Genomic DNA, 24,194 nt, shown 5'->3' on the forward strand with positions numbered 1-24,194 from the left:
AAAGTACATGTACTCTTTGGGGTTCTAGAGCCCCAAAAAAAGCAGTTAGTTCATTTGAACTAACTGCTTTTTTTGTTATCTATATACCTATTACTAAAAATCTTACAAGGTAATATTTGGAATATAGTACTGTTTAAACAACTTAATAGCATATTGATCAGTTAAGCCGGCCACATAATCCACTACATCGCGAGTGGAGTAAAACTCACGGTTACTTTCACAGCCCTCCATATCATCAGGATGTTCCATAAAGTGAGTAAATAAGTTTTTCACCACATGAGACGCCTTATTTCGGTCAGGAATTAAAGCTGGCGCCAAATAGACATTTTTAAACATAAATTGACGGAATAGATTCATGGTCATTTCGATATCAGAGGACATAGAAATAACAGGCTTATCTAAAGATTCCCTCACCATATCTTCAACCATGGCTGTAATCATGCTAGATGGAGTCATACCGAAGTGTTCACGTACTTCAAAAGGTAATTCCTCCGCCGTCAACATGCCTGCCCGTTGAGCATCATCAAAATCGTGACATAAATAAGCAATGCGGTCAACGATACGAATAATCTGACCTTCTAAGGTAACAGGAATAGTAGCCCCTGTATGGCCTAAAATACCATCTCGAACAGCGGTCGTTAAATTAAGACCTTGATGTTCACCATGCTTTTCTAACACTTCAACCATACGCAAACTCTGTTCATTATGGTTGAAATGGCCTACCATATCACGTAACGCATATTCTCCAACATGACCAAATGGTGTATGTCCCACATCATGGCCCATGGCGATAGCTTCTACTAAGTCTTCATTGAGTCGCAATGCACGAGCCACTGTACGACCAATCTGGCCCACCTCAAGGGTGTGAGTCATGCGTGTACGATAATGGTCACCTGGCGCAATATAAACTTGTGTCTTGTGCTTTAACCGTCTAAAACATTTACTGTGAATAATGCGGTCCCGATCACGTTGAAACGCGGTTCTAAGTGGATCGGGAGCTTCCTCAATATCACGGATTGCATCGCGGCTTTTAGCAGCATAAGGAGATAGAAGCAATGCCTCTCTCTCCTCTATTTGTTCCCGTATATTCATTTACCCTCCGATGCGCGGTTACGGTCGATGAGTTGCATAACAAGAGATGCTGTTTCTTCGATAGATTTATTGGAAACATCTAACACTTGGCAATGCAAACGACGCATAATAGCCTTCGCGTATTCTAGTTCGGATTGAATACGCTCAATAGAAGCATAATTTGCTTCGTCCTCTAAACCGATAGCGCGTAACCGTTCACTACGAATATTATTTAACTTAAATGGGTCGATAATAAGGCCCACGATTTTCTTTGCTGGAATTTTAAATAATTCCTCTGGCAATGGTACCTCTGGCACTAATGGCAAGTTGGCAGCTTTAATTTTTTTGTATGCCAAGAACATAGACAATGGTGTCTTACTTGTTCTAGATACACCAATGATGACTACGTCAGCCTTTTCAAAGCCAGACGGATTTTTACCATCATCATACTTTACAGCAAACTCAATAGCTTCAACCTTTTTGAAATATTCTTGGTCTAGTTTATGAACCATACCCGCAGTCATGCGAGGTTTTGTAGATGCTACAGTACCTACTGCATCGAGAACTGGGCCCATAATATCTACAGCAGGAATATTGTATTCTGCTACTTTTTCATGAAGATATTTGCGCAAAGACTCAGATACGATGGTATGACAAATAACATGATTACCACGTTTTGCATCTGCTATAATTTCATCAATTTGGCTTTCACTATCAATATAAGGAATGCGAACAATTTCAATTTGTTCCTTATCATATTGACTCGCCGTAGCTCTTGCTACAGCCTCTGCGGTCTCCCCAAGGGAGTCCGATATTGCATAAATAATTTTTTCTGCCATTCTATCAACCTCAATGTATGCTACATTCTAAAAATACTTTTGTTACCGTCGTTTTAGATACGCGGCCTACAACCTTTAAACGTTTCTTGTTTTCCACATCCTCGCGAACGACGACAGGTAAACAATCTACCTCATAATCTATCATCTTCTGAGCAGCCTCTACCAATGTATCTGTAGGCTCCACAGTTATAACCTTACTTACAGGGGTCATAATCATAGATATAGGCATGCTGTGCGAATCTGTTTGCCCCATAGAGGCACGCAACAAGTCCTTACGGGATACGACACCTACTAAATAGGAATCATCACACACTAAAATGGTCCCTACATCCTCAGTAAATATAGTAACAATCGTGTCATACAAACTTGTATCCCCATTGACTACGACTGCTTGGGATAATACATCACTTACCAGAAATGACTTTAATCGCTCCGCTGTTTGTGTTTCTTTTGAAAGCCCCACATAGTAATAGCCCACATTAGGACGTGCATCTAAGACACCTAGCATAGTTAAAACAGATAAATCTGAACGCAATGCAGATCGTGTAACCTCTAAATGTTCAGCAATAGCACTACCTGTAACAGGTCCTTCTTCACGAACGATTTGAGCAATTTGTTCTTGTCGTTTCGACAGTTTCACACGGTAACCCCCTTTCATCTCTGTTTGTATTATATCCTAAGTTACCATTCAGAAAAAGAGGAGACCTACCGGCCTCCTCTTTTAATATAACTATATTATTACCAAGTTAAATCATCAGTTTCTTGACGACCACGACCAGTCATAGCATCAAGCATGATTCGTTGTTCTAATTGAGCCACCATTTTCTTAGTGCTTACTACCGCATCTGGATTAACAGAAATGGAGTCGATACCGCTCTTCACAAGGAATTCGCAAAGTTCAGGGTATACACTTGGTGCTTGGCCACAGATGGATACAGTTTTACCATCTTTGTGTGCTACTTCGATAAGATGACGAATAGCTCTACGAACAGCTAAATTACGTTCATCGTAAATATGTTGAACTGTTTCGTTATCGCGGTCACAACCGAGAACAAGCATTGTCAAATCGTTAGAACCAATGGAATAACCATCTACATATTTATTGAATTGATCAGCTAAGATAATATTTGCTGGAATTTCAGCCATGAGCCAGATTTTGAAATCTTTACCACGTACAAGGCCTTCTTGAGCCATCAAATTAGTTACCAGTTCAGCTTCTTCTACAGTACGGCAGAATGGAATCATAACTTGTAGATTTTTGAAACCAAACTCGTTACGTACTTTTTTGATTGCTTCTAATTCTAATTTGAAAGCAGGTGTGTATTTAGGATCGTAGTAACGAGAAGCACCACGCCAGCCAAGTAATGCACTGGATTCATGTGGTTCGTATTTGTCGCCACCTTTAAGATCACGATATTCGCTAGATTTGAAGTCGCTCAAGCGAACCACAACTTGGCGAGGAGCTAAAGCTTGGCATACTTTACGCATACCTTCTGCCAATGTATTTACAGCAAAATCACTGCGACCTGTTTCGATAAGGTGCAATGGATGTTCATGGATGAAAGTAGTCCAAATGAACTCTTCACGCATAAGACCGATACCATCACAAGGCAATACACCATGTTTTTCAGCCAAATCAGGATCGCCTAAGTTCATGTAAATCTTAGTGCCTGTTACAGGAACAGATTCAGCAACAACATTTGCAGTAGCTTGTGCTTCTGGCTTTTTAACGATATCTTCTAATACGCCATCATATACGATACCATTTGTAGCATCTACAGTAATCATTTGACCATCTTTAATAGATGTAGTTGCTTCATGGCTACGGCTCTTAGTACCAACGATACAAGGAATACCAAGCTCACGGCTAACGATGGACGCATGGCAAGTCATACCACCGGCATCTGTAACGATAGCTTTCGCTTTTTTCATTGCTGGCACCCAGTCAGGAGCTGTCATAGCTGTGACAAGGATTTCTCCTTCTTTGAACTCATCAATATCCTCAGGATTGATGATAACATGAGCTTTACCAGCTGCATTACCAGGGGATGCTGGCAAACCTTTTACGATAATATCGCGATTACCGGCATCTAATGTGCTAGGTTTTTCGGATACTTCTGTTTTTTCTTTACGGGACCAAACTGTTTCTGGACGAGCTTGTAAAATCCAAATTCTACCATCTCGTTCATCTACGCCCCATTCCATATCCATGTAACAACCATAATGTTTTTCGATTGCTTTTGCATATTCAGCAAGCTCTAACACTTGAGCATCTGTAATCACTTGTTGTTTAGCTTCATCTGCTGGAACAACCTCTTCAACGCAATCGCCGTCAGCTTTACGAACTAAACGGATATGTTTGTCATTAATCATGCGGTCTGTAATTTCCATTTTTGCTTTATCTACATGGAAATTATCTGGTGTAACTGTACCTTGTACAACGTATTCACCAAGGCCCCAAGAACCTTCGATAAGAATATTGTTGTCATTGCCTGTTACAAGGTCAACAGTAAACATTACGCCAGCAGCTTTAGAGAATACCATCATTTGAACGGCAGCACTCAATGCTACTGTCATATGATCGAAACCTTGTTTTACACGGTAATATGTTGCACGGTCTGTGAAAGTAGATGCATAGCATTCTTTAACTTTCTCGATAATAACATCAGCACCACGTACATTTAAATATGTATCTTGTTGGCCTGCAAAACTTGCATCTGGCAAGTCTTCTGCTGTTGCACTAGAACGAACTGCTACGAACGGATTTTCTTCGTTTACTTTTTTACCAAGTTCTTCATAAGCATTACGGATAGCATCTGCCAATTCTTTAGGCATTTCTTCTTCGCAAATCATGCGGCGAATTTTAGCACATACTTCACGCAATAGTGCAGAATTTTCTACATCATCTAACGCATCAAGCTCAGCGCGGATTTTATCTTCCAAACCTGTTGCTTTCATAAACTCACGATAACCATGAGCAGTTGTAGCAAAACCGTAAGGTACAGGCACATTAGTGGAGGATGTCAATTCCCCTAAGGAAGAAGACTTACCACCTACTAAATTAACATCTTCACGTCGTAATTCATCAAACCAAAGTACGTATGCTGTTTCGCGATTCATGTGAGAACCTCCTAGATTAATTAGTGCAACACATTAAACCTTTTACACATAAATAGTATACCTTAATTTACAATCTGTCAATTTATATGAGGATTATTATACAAATAAAACTAATCAAAACATAAAAAGATGATTGCCTAATACTAGGCAATCATCCCTTAAATTATAAACGTTAATATTTAATAGTAATCTCCACTGTAGAGTATAGGATAAATACTATTACTGTAGTAACTAGAAATGTGAATTTGTTTATTTGTGTCAGACGGTATAGGGTTAAAAATTGCAATATGCAAGTATAGAGTATAATTATATTCCCTAACAAGCCCGTAACATTCCACATGAGAAAGCTCCAATTACTGTCATCAAGATAGTCTAAGCTCAAAAAATAGTATTGTAAATTAAGTTTAATACTAGCAAATAAGAACCATAGTCCCATAAAGTAAAGTGATATTATAATCAGCTTTTTCAGGGATACGGAGCACCAGAACCGATATAGAATCCATAATAATAAAATGGCTATGATTAATCTCAGTAAAATAGTTATATAGTCAATACAAAAAATTACTATAGTACTAAAGTATGAAAGTATCTCAACATCATTAATAATTGGTGCTATATGAAGAATATCAACACCTATATCCCCTAAAACAAGTCGTAGCAATACCCAAGATACAGTATATAAACTTAAAGCACATTTTAAACTTGTAGTTTCAATTACTTGGCTAATTCCAACAGATCGAGGACGTATAAAGAGATTAATAAAGGTTTGTAACATTATAATTCCTTTCAAGTTGGAATTAAGAGATTGATTTAATAATTATATTCTGGAGTTGTGCAATACCTATAAACACTACAATAGCAAATAAAGTTATAGCAAACCTATTAACTTTTGTTAGTTTATATAACAATACAATAAAGAGAAACATAATATAAATCTCTGATAAATTAATTATTGATTTTAAACAATCCAATGCAATTTTCGTCCAGTATGGACTATGCAAAGCTAAAAATTGTACTAAATACAAAAAAATAGATCTTATAATACTAGGGATTTGCTGTAAGCAAGATATTATTAAAGACACCTTAAATAATTTAGTAAAATTTATCTCAGTCCAAAGGTTAAAATTAGCCCAACATAAGCAAGCCATCAAAAGAGTAACGATTATACTAATAATAAAATCGAAAATATAGGGAAACAAGTTAAATCCAATATATCTATCCAGTGATAAACTAAACAAGAAATTCGAATACTTTACGTACCCACCATGTAGGACTACTAACATACTATTTATAAGCCAAAATAGAGTAAAAGTAGTAAATAAAGATTTAATAGTTCCGTTTTCAATTATATTAATTGCACCAATTGAAATTGGCCTAAATATTAATAAATATAAAGATTTTTTCATAAAATAATTCTTTCAATTACTCCAGATTATAATTTCTGATATATCTTCTAATCTGTAGAATTTTATCTTCATACTGAATAAACTTTAAATATTTTATTGCATTTATACTGATATAAGCTGATAGAAAATATAAGCTAATGTAATACTTAAAATAACAAGGAAAGTAATTCTTTCTACTTTATAGGATCTTTTAAATGTTCCATAAACAACATCATTAAGCCAAGGAAATAATATTCCAAGTAAGCAGAAAAAAAGTATAATCAGAGAGTTAAAAATATAATCCGACATATCAATTAATTTGCTTAAAATTGTATCTAGTAAATCATTTATTAACATTCATATTACCTATTCTTTGTAGACATTACCGTTTTCACTAATTTATTATTTACTTTGGATTCTTATTAGTCTCTAATTCTTCCATTATAATTTCTTTCAAGTTGGATTTAAGAAATTGCTTGAATAATTACATTCTGAAGTTCTGTAACTCCTAGAAGTACTACAATAACAAATATAGCTATGCCTAATCTATTAACTTTTGTAAGTTTATATAACAATACAATAAAAAGAAACGCAATATAAATTTCTGATATACTTGCTATAAATTTTAAAGAATCATATATCGTCTGAGCCCAGAATGGACTATAAACATATAAAAACTGAATTGGATATAATAAAAACAATCTTATAAAATCTGGAATTTGTTGTAAACAGGTTAATATTAAAGATGCCTTTAATAGTTTTGTAAATTTTACCTCTGTCCAAATATTAAAATTGACCCAACAAAGGAATGCTATAAAAATACTTATTAAGATAATACTACTAAGGTTAAGAATATAAGGGAATAAACTAAAACCTATATATTGATCTATGGACAAAGGATATATTACATTCCAATACTTAACATGTCCACCTACGAGCATTATTAATAAGTGGTTTATAAACCATATCATTAAAAAGAATGAAAACAAAGACTTAATGGTTTCATTTTCCATTATGTAATTTGCACCAATAGAAATTGGTTTAAATACTAATAAACGTAATGATTTAAACAAAATATGCTCTCTCTTATAAAGTCAAAATATAATATTTCTATACAGATAAATTCTGCATTCATTTAACCGTCTTATATATATCTAAAAAATTCTTTAGTACTCGTCCCGTTAGCCCCCATATGGTGTATTGTTTATAAGGATAGAAATAGACGGAGTAGTTTTGTCTAATTTTCCAGTCGATGTTGTAGCCTTCTAGTAAATGGAACGGAAAATCTTTTAATGGTTTCGTTCCAATGTCTAGATGACCCACTGTCGGTTTCATATCTAGTAGATACTTTAGTGGAACTGTAAATACCTCTCCTACTTCATCTGGATTTGGTTTTAAATCACTTGTATGTAGGCGTACGGCTACGGCGTATAGTTTGACACCGATAGCCGATACTAGGCAGTCTAAATTGCCTAATAGTTCAATTTGATCAAAATCGATACCCAATTCTTCAGAGCATTCACGCATGGCAGCATGAGCACCGCTTTTATCATTAGGTTCACAATGCCCACCAGGGAAGCTGATTTCACCAGGTTGACGGCGCAACTTATTACTCCGTACAGTAAATACCACATGATCTTCCCCATCGATTTCTAATAATGGTACAGCTACGGCAGCAGTTATAACGTCAATGTCGGTAAGAACAGTATGCTCTCGTTGTTCTAAAAAGTTGCTTAGTTCTTTGTCCATATATAGTCCTTTTACTTTATAGATACTATACGATATCTATATAAAATTTTTATGTGTCAAATTTGTATTTTATATTTGTGTCTGTATTTAAATTTGAATTTATATTTTACTTTCATTATACATGAACTTGTAAATCATTTTTTGCTTCATAAACAACAGATTTAGTAGATAAATAATCTTATAGACCAAATAGACAGAAAAAAACTGTGATGAAGTTTCTATCTCATCACAGTTTTATATTAGTTAAATTTAATTTTCAGGAATTTACGTTTACCAACTTGAACGATCATGCCATCTTCAAGGGTAAGGTTTTCTTCCGTATATTTTTCACCGTTTACTTTGAAAGCACCAGCTTTAATGGAACGACGTGCTTCACCATTAGAAGCAGTCAAACCAGCATCTGTACAGAATTGTGGAACAAAGATTGGTTCTGTTGGCGCATCCATAGCGTATTCAGGAATATCTGTAGGCAACGCGCGTTGTTGGAATACGCGTTTGAATTCCTCTTCTGCTTCAAGAGCAGCTTCTTCACCATGGTACAAACGAACGATGGTACGAGCCAATTGCATTTTAGCATCACGTGGATGTAACTCACCACTTTCAAGACGTTTTTCCATGTCTTCTTGTTCTTCAATTGGCATATCTGTAACGAGCATGAAGTAACGCATCATCAATTCATCAGGAATAGACATTGCTTTACCATACATTTCTTTAGGTTCTTCATCGATACCGATGTAGTTGCCTAAAGATTTACTCATTTTTTGAACGCCATCAAGACCTTCAAGCAATGGCATTGTGATAACAACTTGTGGCTCTTGACCTTCTAACTCTTGTAAATGACGACCCATTAACAAGTTGAAAGTTTGGTCTGTACCACCAAATTCAACGTCAGCATGTAATGCTACAGAATCATGACCTTGCATCAATGGATACATAAATTCATGAACCCCGATTGCACGACCTTCTTTGAAACGTTTATTGAAATCATCACGTTCCATCATACGTGCTACAGTGTAAGAACTTGCCAAGCGAAGTACATCAGCAAAGTTCATGGATTCAAGCCATTCACTATTGTCGCGAACGATAGTTTTTTCAGGATCCAACACTTTGAAGATTTGTGTTTTATAAGTTTCAGCATTTTTCAATACTTCTTCTTTTGTAAGTGGTGGACGAGTTGCGCTTTTACCAGTAGGATCACCAATACGTGCAGTGAAACCACCAATAACAATAACTACTTGATGACCAAATTCTTGGAACAAACGTAATTTACGAAGCGGTACAGTATGACCCAAATGAATATCTGGCGCTGTTGGGTCCAAACCTAGTTTTACAACTAAAGGTTTATTTTCCTTAATGGATTTTTCTATTTTCTTTACAAGATCTTGTTCATTAATTAAATCTGCTACGCCGTGTTTAATTTGGCGTACTTGTTCTTGAGCACTAACCATGATAATCCTCCTCGAAATACTATTGTTTTAGTATACCATTATCTAAAAACTTTCACAATTATATATATAGTATTGGTTTTAAGCCATTTATGATATAATATTTATAACTGCGTAATAGAATTTACGTTATATTTACTAACAAAAGAAAAAAGAGGTGACTCTATGAGTAATAACTCAAATGCGAGAAGCAGCCGCCGTTCTAACGGTAGCGGCTCTACACCGAAGAAAACAAGTCCGAAGCGTCTATTTTGGATTTGTGCCCTTCTCCTTATACTCATCGTAGCCGGAGGTGGCTGTGGTTTTATCAGTGCCACACTGTCTAACCTACCAGATGTATCCAATGTACGTCCTTCTGCATCGTCTCAAATTTACGATGTCCATGGTAATCTCATCACAACGGTTCATTCCACAGAGAACAGATTACCAGTACCTTTAAAAGATGTACCAAAGGATTTACAAAATGCCTTTGTTGCTACTGAGGACTCTCGCTTCTATTCCCATCACGGTATCGACCCGGTTGGTATCTTGCGTGCTGTATGGGTTAACATTGTTCATAGTGGCGTATCTGAAGGTGGTTCTACAATCACTCAACAGTTAGCGCGTAATGCATTCTTATCGCAAGACAGAACATTTAAACGTAAAATTTCTGAAGCATTGCTAGCACTTAAAATTGAACAACATTACACTAAAGATGAAATCCTAGAAATGTACATGAACCAAATTTACTTTGGTCAAGGTGCATACGGTGTACAATCTGCAGCTCATGTGTACTTTGGTAAGGATGCTAGCCAATTAACGCTTGCTCAAGCAGCGCTCATTGCGGGCTTACCACAAAGTCCTAACTACTACTCTCCATTCAATGATTTGGAAGCTAGTAAAAAACGTCAAGCCGTAGTTTTAGGCCAAATGGTTAAATACGGATACATTACACAAGAGCAAGCCGATGAAGCGCGTCAAGCAGATTTAGGCTTAGTAGCAAAACAAGAACAAACGCATGAAAAATCTAATGCGTCTTACTTCATTAACTATGTTATTGCACAAGTTTCTGAGAAATATGGTGACGATGCAATCTATAAAGATGGTTTAAAAATTTATACCACACTCGATATGGATGCACAAAATGCGGCTGTAGCAGCAATGCAAAACTTGCCTAACTACTACACTGATAGCAATGGTTTACATCAACCTCAAGGTGCTATCGTAGCTATGAATCCGCACAACGGTTACATTATGGCTATGGTTGGTGGCCGTGGTGATGATGCATTTAACCGTGCTACACAAGCAGAACGTCAACCAGGTTCTGCTATGAAACCATTTGTTTATTTAGCAGCTATTCAATCTGGTAAAACTCCTGGTTCTATCGTAGATGACAGCCCTGTTACATTTGGTAACTGGAGCCCTAAAAACTATGAAAATGACTTCGTAGGTAATATTACATATCGCTATGCATTACAACATTCTCGTAACGTAGCTGCTGTAAAAATTGCTGATGAAGTAGGCATGTCTAAGATTATTAAACTTGCCAAAGAAATGGGTATCACTACCCTTACAGATCAAGATAATAACTTGTCTACTGCACTTGGTGGTTTAACTCACGGTGTAACACCTCTTGAAATGGTTCAAGCTTATGGTGTACTCGCTAATGGCGGTATCAAAGTTCAACCTACGGCAATCCTTAAAATTGTTGATCGCAACGGCCAAGTGGTGGAGGAACACTCCATCCAAGAAAAACGCGTTGTAGACGAAAAAGATGCAGCAATCATTACAAATATGCTAGAATCCGTTATAAATGGCGGTACTGGTGGTAATGCCGCAATCGGACGTCCTGCAGCAGGTAAAACTGGTACAACAGATGATTCCAAGGATGCTTGGTTCGTTGGTTACACGCCTGATTTAGTAGCTGCCGTTTGGATTGGTGATGACTATGGCTCGGAAACATTACGAGGCATCACCGGTGGTGACACACCTGCTATTATGTGGGGCCAATTCATGGCAAATGCTCTTGCCAATACCCCTGCTTCTGATTTCCCTGTTCCTGCTAGCGCACAATCAGCTGTCTCTGAAGGGTATTACAACCCTGTAAAAGCACAGCCTAAGAAAGAAGCTGCTAAGGACGAAAAAGCAGATAAAAAAGACGATAAAGACAAGTCCAAAGATGAAGCAGTAAAAGATGACAGTGGCTCTTCAAAAGATGATGCTAGTGAACAAAAATCTAATTCATCTAAAAGTAAAAAGTCTAGTAAAAAAGATCGTTAATTTTTAATAGACCTCAACAAGGGGCGGAACAATATGTTCCGCTCCTTTCTTTTAAACAAAAAAGGTAGTAAGTTCAAAGAACTTACTACCTTTTTCTATTGTATTCTATTGATATCTAACTATGTAATATCTCCATATAGAACATCATCATAAGAGAAATATTTAGTTTATTTTAGAACTACATTAGTAGCCCCTGCACCACCTTCATCATAGCCTGCAGTTTCAAAGTGTGCTACATGCGGTAAGGTACGTAAATATTGATGTACGCCTTCTCGTAAAGCACCAGTCCCCTTACCATGGATAATGCGTACTTGGTTAACACCGCCAAGCAAAGCTTGGTCAATAAATCTACCAACGGAAACTGTCGCTTCATCTACAGTTTGACCGAGAATATTGATTTCTGTACGGACCTCTTTCTGACGTTGTACAGCAGAACCACCCATGCGTTTTCGCGTCTTAGGCATAGCTGCCTTTTGTTCACGAGCTAGTTTATTTCCTTCTTCTCGTGTAGTAGATTGTAATTCACTAACCTTAACAGTTGCTGTTAATCCATTAATATCTACATTCACGCGATTGCCATTAATAGATAATACAGTACCTAGAGAACGCAATGATGTAACATATACAGCTTGACCTACCTTAATAGCATCTGCCGTCAAGGACTTACGATCATCATCTACTGGAGCATCTGGTACATGTACATTAGAGATACCCTTGCGTGCTGCATTAATGGCAGATTGACGCTTATCTTTATTTGTTTCAGAGAATTGCGCTTTCAATTGCTTGATAATCGCTTCCCCTTCAACGCGTAAGCTACGTTTCATAGATTCTGCATCTGCTTGAGCTTTGGCTAAGATTTGTTTACGTTTTTCGTTAAACTGTTTCTTTTCCTTCTCTAATTGACCACGCATACGACGTGTTTCATCCAGCTCTTTCTTTAACGCTCTTTCACGTTCAGAGGCTTTACGAAGTTGTTCATTCAAATCTGAAAGAACCTCTTCCATTTCATGACTACCAAATTGAGATTTATACTCTGCTGCGCGCGTCACAATATCCTTTGGTAAGCCTAAGCGTGCAGCAATGCTCAATGCATGGCTACTACCAGCTACGCCGATATGGAGTCGATACGTTGGTTTTAATGTGCGCTCATCAAACTCTACATGGCCATTTTCAATACCTTCCGTATGATATGCATAATTTTTAAGCTCATTATAATGGGTACTTACCATCATGAGAGCGCCTTTTTTACGGAAGAACTCAAGGATGGATACAGCAAGTGCACTACCTTCTTCTGGGTCTGTACCAGAACCTAACTCATCTAGTAAGACTAAGTCATTAGGACCACAATGTTTAATGATAGAAATAACTTGTGTCATATGAGCAGAGAACGTACTAAGGCTGGCCTCAATACTTTGCTCGTCCCCAATATCAGCGAATATATTATGGAATATTGGCAACATAGAGCCGTGATCAGCAGGTATAAATAAACCACATTGGTTCATTAAACTCAATAGCCCCAATGTTTTAAGGGATACTGTTTTACCACCTGTATTAGAACCAGTGATTAATAAAATACGGTACGATGTGCCCAATTGAATGTTTGTAGGCACTACTACATTTGGTGGAATTAATGGATGACGAGCTCTCATGAGATTAACTGTTCTATCAGTACTCAAGATTGCTGGTACACCCTTATAAGAAATAGCAAGGCTCGCCTTACCATATACAAATTCGATGTGTGATACCTTTTCACAGGCATCCATCAAATCATTACTATGTTGTTTTACAAGTGCCGATAATTCACGGTAAATACGCAATACCTCTTGCTCTTCACCAATTAATGCCTCTTGTAATTCATTATTTAGATTCACCAAGCGCATCGGTTCAATATATAAGGTTTGACCCGTTGCAGAACGGTCGTGAATAAGACCATCAAAGTATTGGCGATACTCTTGTTTTACAGGGATTACGTAACGATTATTACGTTGTGTAATGATTGCTTCTTGGAAATACTTTTGATTATCCTTATCGTGCAAGATAGCTTGAATATCATTTTTAATCTTTTCACGAGTCTTAATAATCGTATTTCTAAGGCTCGCCAATTTAGGAGATGCTGTGTCAAGCAATTCCCCTTTTTCATCAAAAACGCGTTTAAAACGGTTTTCAATGCGGTCTGTATTCGGCATATCCTGTACCCATAGGGATAGCAATGGATATTCCATATATTTCGTTCTAAAGAACTTTGTCATCCGCTTATAAGCACCAATGGTCAAGTAAATATCCCACAATGCTTCACGAGTAAGGACAAAGTCTTTACGACTCTTTTTACAGGATTCGCGAATATCTCGCGTACCACCTAATGGTTGTTCTACCTCAGTTTGCAAAGAACGCATGGCTTCTGCTGTTTCATCAAGGTTCTCTTGAATAGCTTTAGCATCCGTCATTGGTTCAATATGCATAGCTAATTCTTTAGCAATAGTAGAACTACAGTGTTGTTGTAATTGTTCTTTTATATGGTGAAAGTCTAATACATCTTCGTTAAACAATGTACTACCTCTTTTATAAAATACCTCTAAAATAGTGACCCCTTGTAATAGGAGTATCATCTTTACCTATACTCTTAGGCGGAGCCTTTTTTGTTCCATTTTGAATGGATACATAATCTGCTACAATAGTGCGCAATCTCTTTGGATCCATATGGCGTCCATCGATGCGCAAAATATGTAGCCCCTTTCGATGTAACTCTGGCACGTAGGCACGCATGTCCATTTCATGACTATTCATGATGTGCATGCGGCAATAAGGATCTGTACGCAATGGGAACACTTCCCCTTTACGGTCCTTCAATGCATAGTCCTCTGTTACACATGGCATAGGACAGTTTTCCTTTTTGCCAGTGCCCACAAAGCTAGCGATGGCACAGTATTCAGAAATCATCATTTCCGTGTAACCATGTACCATGATTTCTAATGGCAATGTAGTAGATTTTTGCAAGTTAACAAGTTGTGCCAAGGTTAACTCTAAGGATGGTGCTATGCTACTCATATTAAAATCTTGCCATACTTGTAGTGCTGAGCCATTAAATATATTAAGACCTGTATCAGCCTCAATAGCACCTGTATACCCTAAATCACGAAGCCATAATAAGGCTTGTGGCACATGAATAGAAATGCTATCTGGTTTAGCCTCAACTATAGCCTTAAGAGTATTCATGTACGCCTCAACTTCATCGTCTTTCACAACGCGAGGCGTAGCAAATACACAAAGCACATTATGTGCTTTACAAAGGTTAGCTACCTTTTCATAAATACTAAGTTCATAAGGCTTGCGTTGTAAACGGTCACCGCCAAAGATAATCTTCTTAGCACCACCTGCAATAGCAGCTTTCACAGCCTCTAATTCATCAACACGAGCACTTACCATAGGTTCTGTATACTGAATCGTATCCTTAGCTACTAAGGATGACATATCTTGAGGTTCTACGGCAAGTTCGGCCCAAGCTGTTTCATGATCTGTAATTAACAGAGTTTCTAAAGCCTCCACTGCATCGCGACGCAATGCATTTAACACACTAGCAGGCCACATGTATGGCCCTTCGGGAATGGACATAGAAGCTAGAGTAAACAATGTATTACCTAATCTACCCACTTGATCTGTAACCTTCTCTAAGGTAGTCGGTTTATTATTAGCATACACAGGTTCAAACTCATTAGATACTGTCACAGTACGACCATCGTTTAATACAAAGGTAAGATTTGTACATGGCTGTTCTCGGTCTGTATTAATAGATAGATACCCATGTACCTCTAATTTAGCACTAAAGTCTTGTAAGCCCCGTTGCTTTTGAGATTTTGGTGAAGATGCCAAGAATACTTGTCCTGCTGCAAAGCCTTCATCAGGTTTACCTACAAAATGCTTTTCATTTACTAAGGACCAATTCTGATCAATTTGGTAGTACGTAATACTACCAGAAGCTTGCATTACCTTTAAGAGTGAACCTTTTTCAATCGGTTCCGTTAAGTATAAATGAACTTGTCCCTTTTTGACCTCTGCTTTACCGATCAATTTCCCTTGATTATTTGGAGCCACAACAGTCATCATAGATTTCCCAACATGGTCTGTTAAATAATCCGTAGAGAACCCACGATTAAATCCAGAAGCCAATGCATCGGCATCAGAAGAGTCTATATGAGCTGTATCTAAAATATGCCGATAAGTCCCAATAACTTGACGCACATAGGAAACCTTTTTCATACGTCCTTCTACCTTAAAGGACGTAACTCCAGCTGCAACGAGTTCATTCATATGTTCACTATAGTTAAGATCCTTTGGACTCAATAGATAGGCTTCGTGTTTTGGCAATAAGCTAGTGCCTGATGAATCCAATAGCTCATAAGGCAAGCGGCAAGGTTGTGCACAAGCACCACGGTTGCCACTACGACCACCGATGAAAGAACTCATTAAGCATTGACCAGAATAACATACGCATAAGGCGCCGTGTACAAAGACTTCGATTTCAGCTGTACAGTTTTTACAAATATGTTCGATTTCAGCTAGGCTCAATTCACGAGCTAACACAACGCGGGTAAAGCCAAGACTTTCATAAAAACGAACAGCATCTAGCGTTGCCGCCGTCATTTGTGTACTACCATGCAAATGTAATTTCGGAGCTACGCGCTGCGCCAATTTTGCAACAGCTAAATCTTGAACGATGATAGCATCCACACCAATACGCTCTAAATCTTTTAAATATTCTTCAAGAGCAGATAATTCAGAATCGCCTATAAGAATATTTACTGTTACATATACGGACACATCTAGAATATGGGCTAATCGAATAGCCTCAGCTAGTTCTTCAATGCCAAAGTTTGCCGCATGAGCACGAGCATTAAAGCCTTTACCACCGAGGTAAATCGCATCTGCTCCAGATTCTAAGGCAGCTATAAAGTTTTCCATCGTACCGGCAGGAGCCAATAATTCCATGGACAATCCTTTCTACCTAACTAAAGGTATAACTATAGTACTAAAAGGGTTTACCATACGGTAAACCCTTTCAATATACTGCTTACAATTAACGTAATTTGCAGTTAATTTCTGCTAATGCATCAATAATAGCTTGAATATTACCATCAATATCCTCATCATTCAACGTACCTTCCATAGAACGGAATTGTAAGTTGTATGCAAGGCTGCGGTAACCTGCTTCGATATGTTCACCTTCGTAAACGTCGAAGATAGATGCATTTTCTAAATATTCTCCACCATGCTCTTTGATGATAGATAAAATTTCGCCACTAGATACGGACACAGGTGCAACGATAGCAAGGTCACGGCTAGTGCCTGGGAATTTACTGAAGGATGTATAACGGAATGCTGGAATCGTTAAGGATAATACTGCTTCCAAATCGATTTCAAACATGTATACTTTGCCAGGTAAATCAAAGTTTTTGCTCACTTGTGGGTGTAATTCACCATATTGAGCAATCATTTTACCATCAACTACGTATTGAGCACTTACACCTGGGTGGAAGTATGGCTCAGTGCCGCGATTAATTTCATAGCTTGTAACACCTAATTCAGCTAACAATGCATCTACAATGCCTTTTACATCATAGAAATCTGTAGTGCGTTCTGCTTGATTCCATCCAGCTTGGTTTGCCTTGCCCATCAAGATACCACAAGCCATAGGGCGTTCATGAGGTACTTCTGTTAAAGGTAATGCTTTTGGTTCATATACATTAGCTGTTTCAAACAACCAAAGATCCTTATTTTGTTGCGCAATATTGCGTTTAGCTGCTTCAATAACAGCTGGTACCAATGTAGTACGCATATAAGGGAATTCTTCAGAAATAGGGTTCAAGATTGGAATGGCTGTATAACGGCTATCCCCCTCAGGAAGCATCATGTTAGTAAGGCCATCTTTATGCATGAAGCTAAATGTAATGATTTGAGTCATACCCAATTTAGCCAATGCATGAGTTACCTCTTTAGTAAGAGCTTTCTTAGGTGTCATACCACCAGAGGATAATACGGCTACCGGAATTGTAGGCTTAATATTATCGTAGTTGTAAATACGAGCTACTTCTTCAGCGATATCAGGCATCACTGTTACGTCGCCGCGCCATGTTGGAACGAGAGCAGTCAATTTGTCGCCCTCTTCGGTTACAACGAACTCAAGGGCAGTCAAAATACGAACCATTTCGTCTTTTTCAATGTTTGTACCCAAGTAATCGTTGATTTGTTTTGCTGTGAAAGTAACTGTATGTTGTTCTACAGGATTTTTATATACATCGATAACGCCTACATCAACTTTACAAGAAGGGCAGAGTTGTTGTAATAATTGAGCTGCTCTGTCGATAGCATAAGCAGTGTATTTATGATTTACACCACGTTCAAAACGACCAGACGCTTCAGAACGCATGCCAAGAGCCTTAGCTGTACGGCGAATGGATGGACCGTTGAATACGGCAGCTTCGAAGAGAACTGTAGTCGTTTCATTTGTTACTTCGCTATCAAAGCCACCCATGATACCTGCTACGCCTACTGGACGTTCTGCATCAGCAATGATAAGCATGGAGTCATTTAATTCCCGTTCAGAACCATCAAGGGTAACAAGCACTTCGCCATTTTTAGCGCGTCTTGCCACTAATTGATGTCCTTTTACATGGTCATAATCATAGGCATGCATAGGTTGACCAAGTTCTAACATAACGTAGTTTGTAACGTCTACTACATTATTGATAGGACGAATGCCACTGTTACGCAAACGGTTTTGCATCCACAATGGAGATGGCTCAACCTTAACATCAGTTACTAAGCGAGCGGTAAAACGAGTACAAAGATCATCCGCTTCGATGGATACAGATGCTTTGCCTTCAATGGACTCGCCATTTTCGTTAACCACGATAACAGGGAATAAAGCTTTTTGGTTTGTCATAATACCGAATTCACGGGATAAACCAACCATGGAGAAGCAATCTGCTCGGTTAGCAGTCAATTCAAATTCATACACTGTATCATTTAAGCCCAACACGTCTTTTACATCAAGACCAATTGGTGTACCTTCAGGGAAGATATAAATACCTTGTGCTTCTTCTGGCAATACTAAATCACTAGAAATACCAAATTCCGCAACGGAGCAGAACATACCTTCAGAAACTACACCGCGCAATTTACCTTTTTTAATCTCTGTGCCATCAGCTAGGCGAGATTTATGGTACGCTACAGGTACGATTTGACCTACAGCTACATTAGTAGCCGCTGTTACGATTTGTTTAGTAACAGGCTCACCTTCTTCAGTAAGGCATTCAACTTGGCATACTTGTAATTTATCTGCATCTGGATGCTTTGTAATCTCAACGATTTTACCAGTATAAATTTTCTTAATGCCATTATCCATAGCAATGACATCTTCTACAGGAATACCAGCTTGTGTTAATTCATCGGCCAATTCTTGAGCAGGACGATTCATATCCACAGGCACGTATTCGTTCATCCACTGTAAACTTGCTTTCATGAGTTCCTCCTAAAATTGTTCCAAGAATCGTACATCATCTTCAAAGAATAGACGTAAATCGTTAATGCCGTATAAAAGCATAGCAATACGTTCTACGCCCATGCCAAAGGCAAAGCCTTTAACCTTTTCAGGATCGTACCCATTAATGCGCAATACATCCGGATGAACCATACCGCAGCCCAAAATTTCAAGCCAACCTGTATGAGAACATACACGGCAACCTTCGCCACCACACATTACACAAGAAATATCTACTTCGGCAGATGGTTCTGTGAATGGGAAGAAGCTTGTGCGGAAACGTACCTTTGTTTCATCACCATACATGTGACGTAAGAAAGACTCTAATGTACCTTTCAAATCAGCAAATGTAATATGCTCGTCAATGATGAGACCTTCCACTTGATGGAATACTGGGGAGTGAGTCGCATCATAGTCCCAACGGTAAACCTTACCAGGCGCAATCATGCGGATTGGACTATTAGGTTCATGACGTTGCATTGTACGAGCTTGTACAGGAGATGTATGGGTACGCAATAAGAAGTTTTCTGTAATATAGAAGGAATCTTGCATATCACGTGCAGGATGGTCTTTAGGTAAGTTTAAACATTCAAAGTTAAAGTAATCCTGTTCAATTTCAGGACCTTCTTCAACGGTATACCCCATTTTCATGAAGAAGTCTTCAATCATTTCATTAACCTTTGTTAATGGATGGATATGACCAGATTTTACTGCACGACCTGGCAATGTAATATCGATGCGTTCTTGTTCTAAACGAGCATTCAACTCTTCTGTTTCCATACGAGTTTTTACTGCCTCAAGTTCAGCCTCTAATGCTTCACGAACCGCATTAACAAGAGCACCAGCCTTAGGGCGTTCTTCAGGAGATAATTTACCAAGACCTTTTAGTAATGCTGTTACCTCACCTTTTTTACCTAGATATTTTACACGTATATCTTGCAACGCTTGTTGATCAGCAGCGCCTTTGATGGCCTCAAGGGCTTCTGCCTTAAGACGTTGTAATTCTTGTTCCATTAAAGCATCCTCCTATATTTAAAAGTCTAAACTGTATTATACCAAATCAGGGTTATCTTCTTCAATAAAACGCCATGGTAATTCAGGTAATGGCTTCTCTTCTAGTACAAAAAATGTACCACGTGCTAAATGAACTAGTTCACCTAATTCATTATAAATACGAGCTGTCGCAACCATAGTTGTTTTACCACTATGCTCTACATTAGCTACACCACGCAATACAGTACCGCCTTTAACAGCTTTCACATAGTTACCATTAAGATCAATGGTGCTCACAGATTTGCCCAATGTAAAACAAGCTGTTCCCATCACACTATCTGCTAAGCCAATGCAAACGGCGCCATGCAAATCTCCTCTAAAATTGCAGTAATCTGTTTCATTAGTTTGTAAGGTCATTTCTGCATGACCTGGTTCAACCGCTGTAATCTCAGAATCTTTTACCCAAGAAAATGGATTTTGATCTCGTAATTCGTTGAAATATTCTAACAATGTTGTAGCCATATGGTTCTCCATTCAATATACTGACACATAGATTAACTAAATTTAATCCCCTTCTATTTCCAAATGCTTGCATGAAATGATTCAAAGATTTTTTACAAAACTCAATGCAAACATAAAAATGGTGCGTTACATCATACATATTGTATCATGCAACGCACCATATGCGAATAACTCTATCTAATTATGTAGTATGTTCTTAAAAAAACGCATCTACAACTAAGGATTATTCATAATGTAATGCATCAATTGGATTAAGTTTAGCCGCTTTACGGGCTGGATAAATACCAAAGATCAAGCCTATTGCCATAGAGAAGGCAAAGGACATTACAATCGTTGGTATAGATATAACCGTACTCATGCCCGAAGCCATGCCAATCAGCTTAGATGAGCCTATGCCGAGTATAATCCCTATTATGCCCCCCATCAAACTGATAACAACAGCTTCGATAAGGAACTGTGTAACGATAACACTATAAGTAGCACCCAGCGCTTTACGTATCCCAATCTCTCTTGTCCGTTCAGTTACGGATACGAGCATAATATTCATAATGCCAATACCACCGACCACAAGGGAAATGGCCGCTACAGCACCAAGGAATAATGTTAACGTCCCTGTTGTTTCCTCCATAGTTTCCATGATGGAGTTCATGTTTTGGATATTGAAATCATCGAGGTTTGTATCTTTAATACCATGTCGTACACGCAATAGGTTTTCAATATCGGATTGTAAACGATCGATACCACTTTCATCCTTACCTACCACGTAGATCATCCGGAGATAATCAACACCTTCTACCCGTTCCATAGCTGTAGTATATGGAATAATTACCATATCATCTTGGTCATTACCCATAGCACCACTGCCCTTACTATTAAGAACACCAATGATACGGAATGGAATATTTTTGACACGAATTTCAGCACCTACTGGATCTTCATCACCAAATAGATTCTTAACAACTGTTTTACCTACGACTGCAACGCGTTCACGATTCTGTACATTCTTTTCAGACAAGAATCGACCGGATTTCATAGACCAATTGTTTACATCTAAATAGTTATAGCTAACACCAGATACTGAAGTAGTCCAGTTCTTATTTTGATAAATCACTACATACGAGCCATTTGTCATGGGACTAGCTGCTTTAACACCATCTAACTTTGAAATAGCTTCATAGTCAGAAACCTTTAAAGACTTCATAGATCCTGCAGAAGGTCGAACCCCCGGTGTACGAGGTGCACCAGGCATAACCATCAATAGATTAGAACCTAAGCTAGAAATAGAATTTTGGATATCTTGCTTTACACCATTACCAATAGATACTAAGGCAATTACGGCAGCTACACCGATAATAATGCCTAACATGGTTAAAATGGATCGCATTTTATTAGCAATGAGGGATGCCCATGCCATTAAGAAACTCTCTTTATACATGTGGCACCTCCTGTACAGGCGTCATATTAAGATTTTGGGAATCCTCTACAATTAAACCATCACGCAATACTACATTGCGACTTGCATAGGTTGCAATTTCCGGTTCATGAGTAACAAGGATTATAGTTCGCCCTTCATCGTAAAGGCCTCTAAAAATATTCATAACATCGATAGTCGACTTGGAGTCAAGGTTACCTGTCGGTTCATCGGCCATGATGATAGCAGGGTTATTAGCCAGTGCACGAGCAATAGCAACACGTTGACGTTGACCACCAGACAACTCAGATGGCAAGTGATCCATACGTTCGCCAAGACCAACGGAAGATAATAGTGCAGCAGCTCGTTCATTACGCGATTTTTTATCCATCCCTGCATAAATCATAGGGAGCGCTACATTTTCTAAGGCTGTTAATTTTGTTAATAAGTTGAAACTTTGGAATACAAAGCCTATTTGTTTATTTCGTACAAAGGCCAATTCATCATCGGATAAGGTAGCTACCTCATCGCCATTAAGGCGGTATGAACCTGTCGTTGGTCTGTCTAAACAGCCAAGAATGTTCATAAATGTAGACTTACCAGAACCAGAAGGACCCATAATAGATACGAATTCGCCTTTATTGACCTGTAAATCGATACCATGCAAAACAGGCAGCGATAATTTACCATTTACATAGGTCTTCGTAATCCCTTGTATATCGATTACTGCTTGATTCATATTCACCTACTATTAGAATGGTCCACGGCTATTATTCTTAGGTGCTGTTACATCACCACTGACGATGATTTCATCACCTTCAGATAAGCCTTTTAGAATTTGTACGTTAGTATCACCAGTTACACCTGTAGAAACAGCGGTACGTACTGGTTGACCATCTTTAATAACATATACGTATTCCCCTTGCTTATCTGTACGCACTGCCGTAAGAGGTACTACCAATGTATTTTTAATATCCTCACCAAAGATGGTTGCACGAGCAGTCATAGATGGTAAGAAGTTGTTGGAAATATTTTCAGGAATTTGAACTTTTACAGTATAGTACACTACGCTAGTACTTGTAGCGCCCATGTTACCTTTTGTACCTTTTGCAATTTCAGATACGTAGCCTGTGAAAGTTTCACCTGGCTTAGAGTCTACTGTAAATTCTACCTTAGCACCTTGTTTAATACTACCAATATCGGTTTCATCTACAGTTAAGTAAATTTCTAAGTCACTTAAATCTGCAATAGTAGCGATAATCATTTGTGTAGAAATACCGGTACTGATAGTTTGACCAGCTTTCAATGGAGTGCCTATAACAGTGCCAGACATTGGTGCTGTAATTGTAGCATCGCTTAAATCTGCTGCTGCGCGGTCATACGTAGATTTTGCACGTTCATAAGATGTTACAGAATCATCATAGGTTTGTTGAGCGATAGCATTTTGTTCTGCTAATGTTTTATAACGATTCATATCAAGTTCTGCCTTAGCTAATGCAGCTCGTGCATCATCTGCAGAGGCTTGTAATTGACGTGTATCAATATAAGCGATAACTTGACCAGCCGTAACTTGATCATTCTCTTTTACTAAGACTTTTTCAAGCTTGCCAGCCACATTCGTAGAAACGTCTACATAATTTACAGGGTTAATAGTACCAGTTGCGCTAATACTAGTTTTTACATCACCCTTTTCTACCTTACCAGTTGTATATAATTTTTGTGTTTGCTTAGAACCTTCGCTATGCATGTAGTAGTATGTACCACCACCAAGAACACAAAGAACAACAGCACCTGCAATAATGCGTTTACGATGCTTTTGCAAAAATTCTTTCATTATAATCTCCTTATATTAAAATGAAGATATTG

At 38.1% G+C, this 24,194-nt stretch carries 16 protein-coding genes; 1 reads left to right on the forward strand and 15 read right to left on the reverse strand.

What is annotated here, in order from left to right; translation table 11 throughout:
* Window positions 1-102 precede the first annotated feature (102 nt).
* The 7 genes from ACDF53_RS08905 to tyrS form a co-directional block, all read right to left on the reverse strand.
* A complete protein-coding gene (locus tag ACDF53_RS08905) occupies window positions 103-1,092 on the reverse strand; it encodes a deoxyguanosinetriphosphate triphosphohydrolase (protein ID WP_295794210.1) in 990 nt (329 codons plus the stop codon).
* On the reverse strand, window positions 1,089-1,910 hold the full coding sequence (locus ACDF53_RS08910; RefSeq protein ID WP_105089295.1) for a pyruvate, water dikinase regulatory protein: 822 nt from the start codon (window positions 1,908-1,910) through the stop codon (window positions 1,089-1,091). Before ACDF53_RS08910 ends, ACDF53_RS08905 begins: the two co-directional genes overlap by 4 nt.
* 10 nt (window positions 1,911-1,920) lie before the next feature.
* The gene (locus ACDF53_RS08915; protein ID WP_370816080.1) at window positions 1,921-2,550 is read right to left on the reverse strand and encodes a helix-turn-helix transcriptional regulator; all 630 of its coding nucleotides are present in this window, start codon (window positions 2,548-2,550) and stop codon (window positions 1,921-1,923) included.
* Window positions 2,551-2,648: 98 nt separating this feature from the next.
* Window positions 2,649-5,030, reverse strand: a complete 2,382-nt coding sequence (gene ppsA, locus ACDF53_RS08920; protein ID WP_296007329.1) for a phosphoenolpyruvate synthase — start codon at window positions 5,028-5,030, stop codon at window positions 2,649-2,651.
* A 1,849-nt stretch (window positions 5,031-6,879) separates the two neighbouring features.
* Window positions 6,880-7,488, reverse strand: a complete 609-nt coding sequence (locus tag ACDF53_RS08925) for a hypothetical protein (protein ID WP_370816081.1) — start codon at window positions 7,486-7,488, stop codon at window positions 6,880-6,882.
* Between the two features lie 58 nt (window positions 7,489-7,546).
* Window positions 7,547-8,164, reverse strand: coding sequence for a CoA pyrophosphatase (locus tag ACDF53_RS08930; RefSeq protein ID WP_370816082.1), 618 nt, complete (start codon window positions 8,162-8,164; stop codon window positions 7,547-7,549).
* Window positions 8,165-8,403: 239 nt separating this feature from the next.
* Window positions 8,404-9,612, reverse strand: coding sequence for a tyrosine--tRNA ligase (gene tyrS, locus ACDF53_RS08935; protein ID WP_370816083.1), 1,209 nt, complete (start codon window positions 9,610-9,612; stop codon window positions 8,404-8,406).
* Window positions 9,613-9,774: 162 nt separating this feature from the next.
* Between tyrS and ACDF53_RS08940 the strand changes: the two genes are divergently transcribed.
* Complete coding sequence (locus ACDF53_RS08940) at window positions 9,775-11,868, forward strand: transglycosylase domain-containing protein (RefSeq protein ID WP_370816084.1); 2,094 nt, start codon at window positions 9,775-9,777, stop codon at window positions 11,866-11,868.
* 167 nt (window positions 11,869-12,035) lie between these two features.
* Here the strand turns inward: ACDF53_RS08940 and ACDF53_RS08945 are convergent, their stop codons facing one another.
* From ACDF53_RS08945 to ACDF53_RS08980, 8 genes are all read right to left on the reverse strand, one after another.
* Complete coding sequence (locus ACDF53_RS08945) at window positions 12,036-14,414, reverse strand: endonuclease MutS2 (RefSeq protein WP_295783586.1); 2,379 nt, start codon at window positions 14,412-14,414, stop codon at window positions 12,036-12,038.
* A gap of 13 nt (window positions 14,415-14,427) precedes the next feature.
* Window positions 14,428-16,851 carry a DUF3656 domain-containing protein gene (locus tag ACDF53_RS08950; protein WP_370816086.1) on the reverse strand — a complete coding sequence of 808 codons (2,424 nt, stop codon included), beginning with the start codon at window positions 16,849-16,851 and terminating at the stop codon, window positions 14,428-14,430.
* An 88-nt stretch (window positions 16,852-16,939) separates the two neighbouring features.
* Window positions 16,940-19,384, reverse strand: coding sequence for a phenylalanine--tRNA ligase subunit beta (gene pheT, locus ACDF53_RS08955; protein ID WP_370816087.1), 2,445 nt, complete (start codon window positions 19,382-19,384; stop codon window positions 16,940-16,942).
* A gap of 9 nt (window positions 19,385-19,393) precedes the next feature.
* Window positions 19,394-20,416, reverse strand: a complete 1,023-nt coding sequence (gene pheS, locus ACDF53_RS08960; protein ID WP_295783577.1) for a phenylalanine--tRNA ligase subunit alpha — start codon at window positions 20,414-20,416, stop codon at window positions 19,394-19,396.
* A gap of 36 nt (window positions 20,417-20,452) precedes the next feature.
* On the reverse strand, window positions 20,453-20,917 hold the full coding sequence (locus ACDF53_RS08965; protein ID WP_295783574.1) for a PaaI family thioesterase: 465 nt from the start codon (window positions 20,915-20,917) through the stop codon (window positions 20,453-20,455).
* 223 nt (window positions 20,918-21,140) lie between these two features.
* Window positions 21,141-22,352, reverse strand: coding sequence for an ABC transporter permease (locus tag ACDF53_RS08970; protein WP_370816089.1), 1,212 nt, complete (start codon window positions 22,350-22,352; stop codon window positions 21,141-21,143).
* Window positions 22,345-23,067: an ABC transporter ATP-binding protein gene (locus ACDF53_RS08975; protein WP_370816090.1), complete on the reverse strand. Its 723-nt coding sequence runs from the start codon at window positions 23,065-23,067 to the stop codon at window positions 22,345-22,347. Before ACDF53_RS08975 ends, ACDF53_RS08970 begins: the two co-directional genes overlap by 8 nt.
* 12 nt (window positions 23,068-23,079) lie before the next feature.
* Window positions 23,080-24,162 (reverse strand): efflux RND transporter periplasmic adaptor subunit, encoded by a 1,083-nt coding sequence (locus ACDF53_RS08980; protein ID WP_370816092.1) that lies wholly within the window; start codon window positions 24,160-24,162, stop codon window positions 23,080-23,082.
* Window positions 24,163-24,194 lie beyond the last annotated feature (32 nt).

The sequence above is a fragment of the Veillonella sp. genome (assembly GCF_041333735.1).
GTDB lineage: Bacteria > Bacillota > Negativicutes > Veillonellales > Veillonellaceae > Veillonella.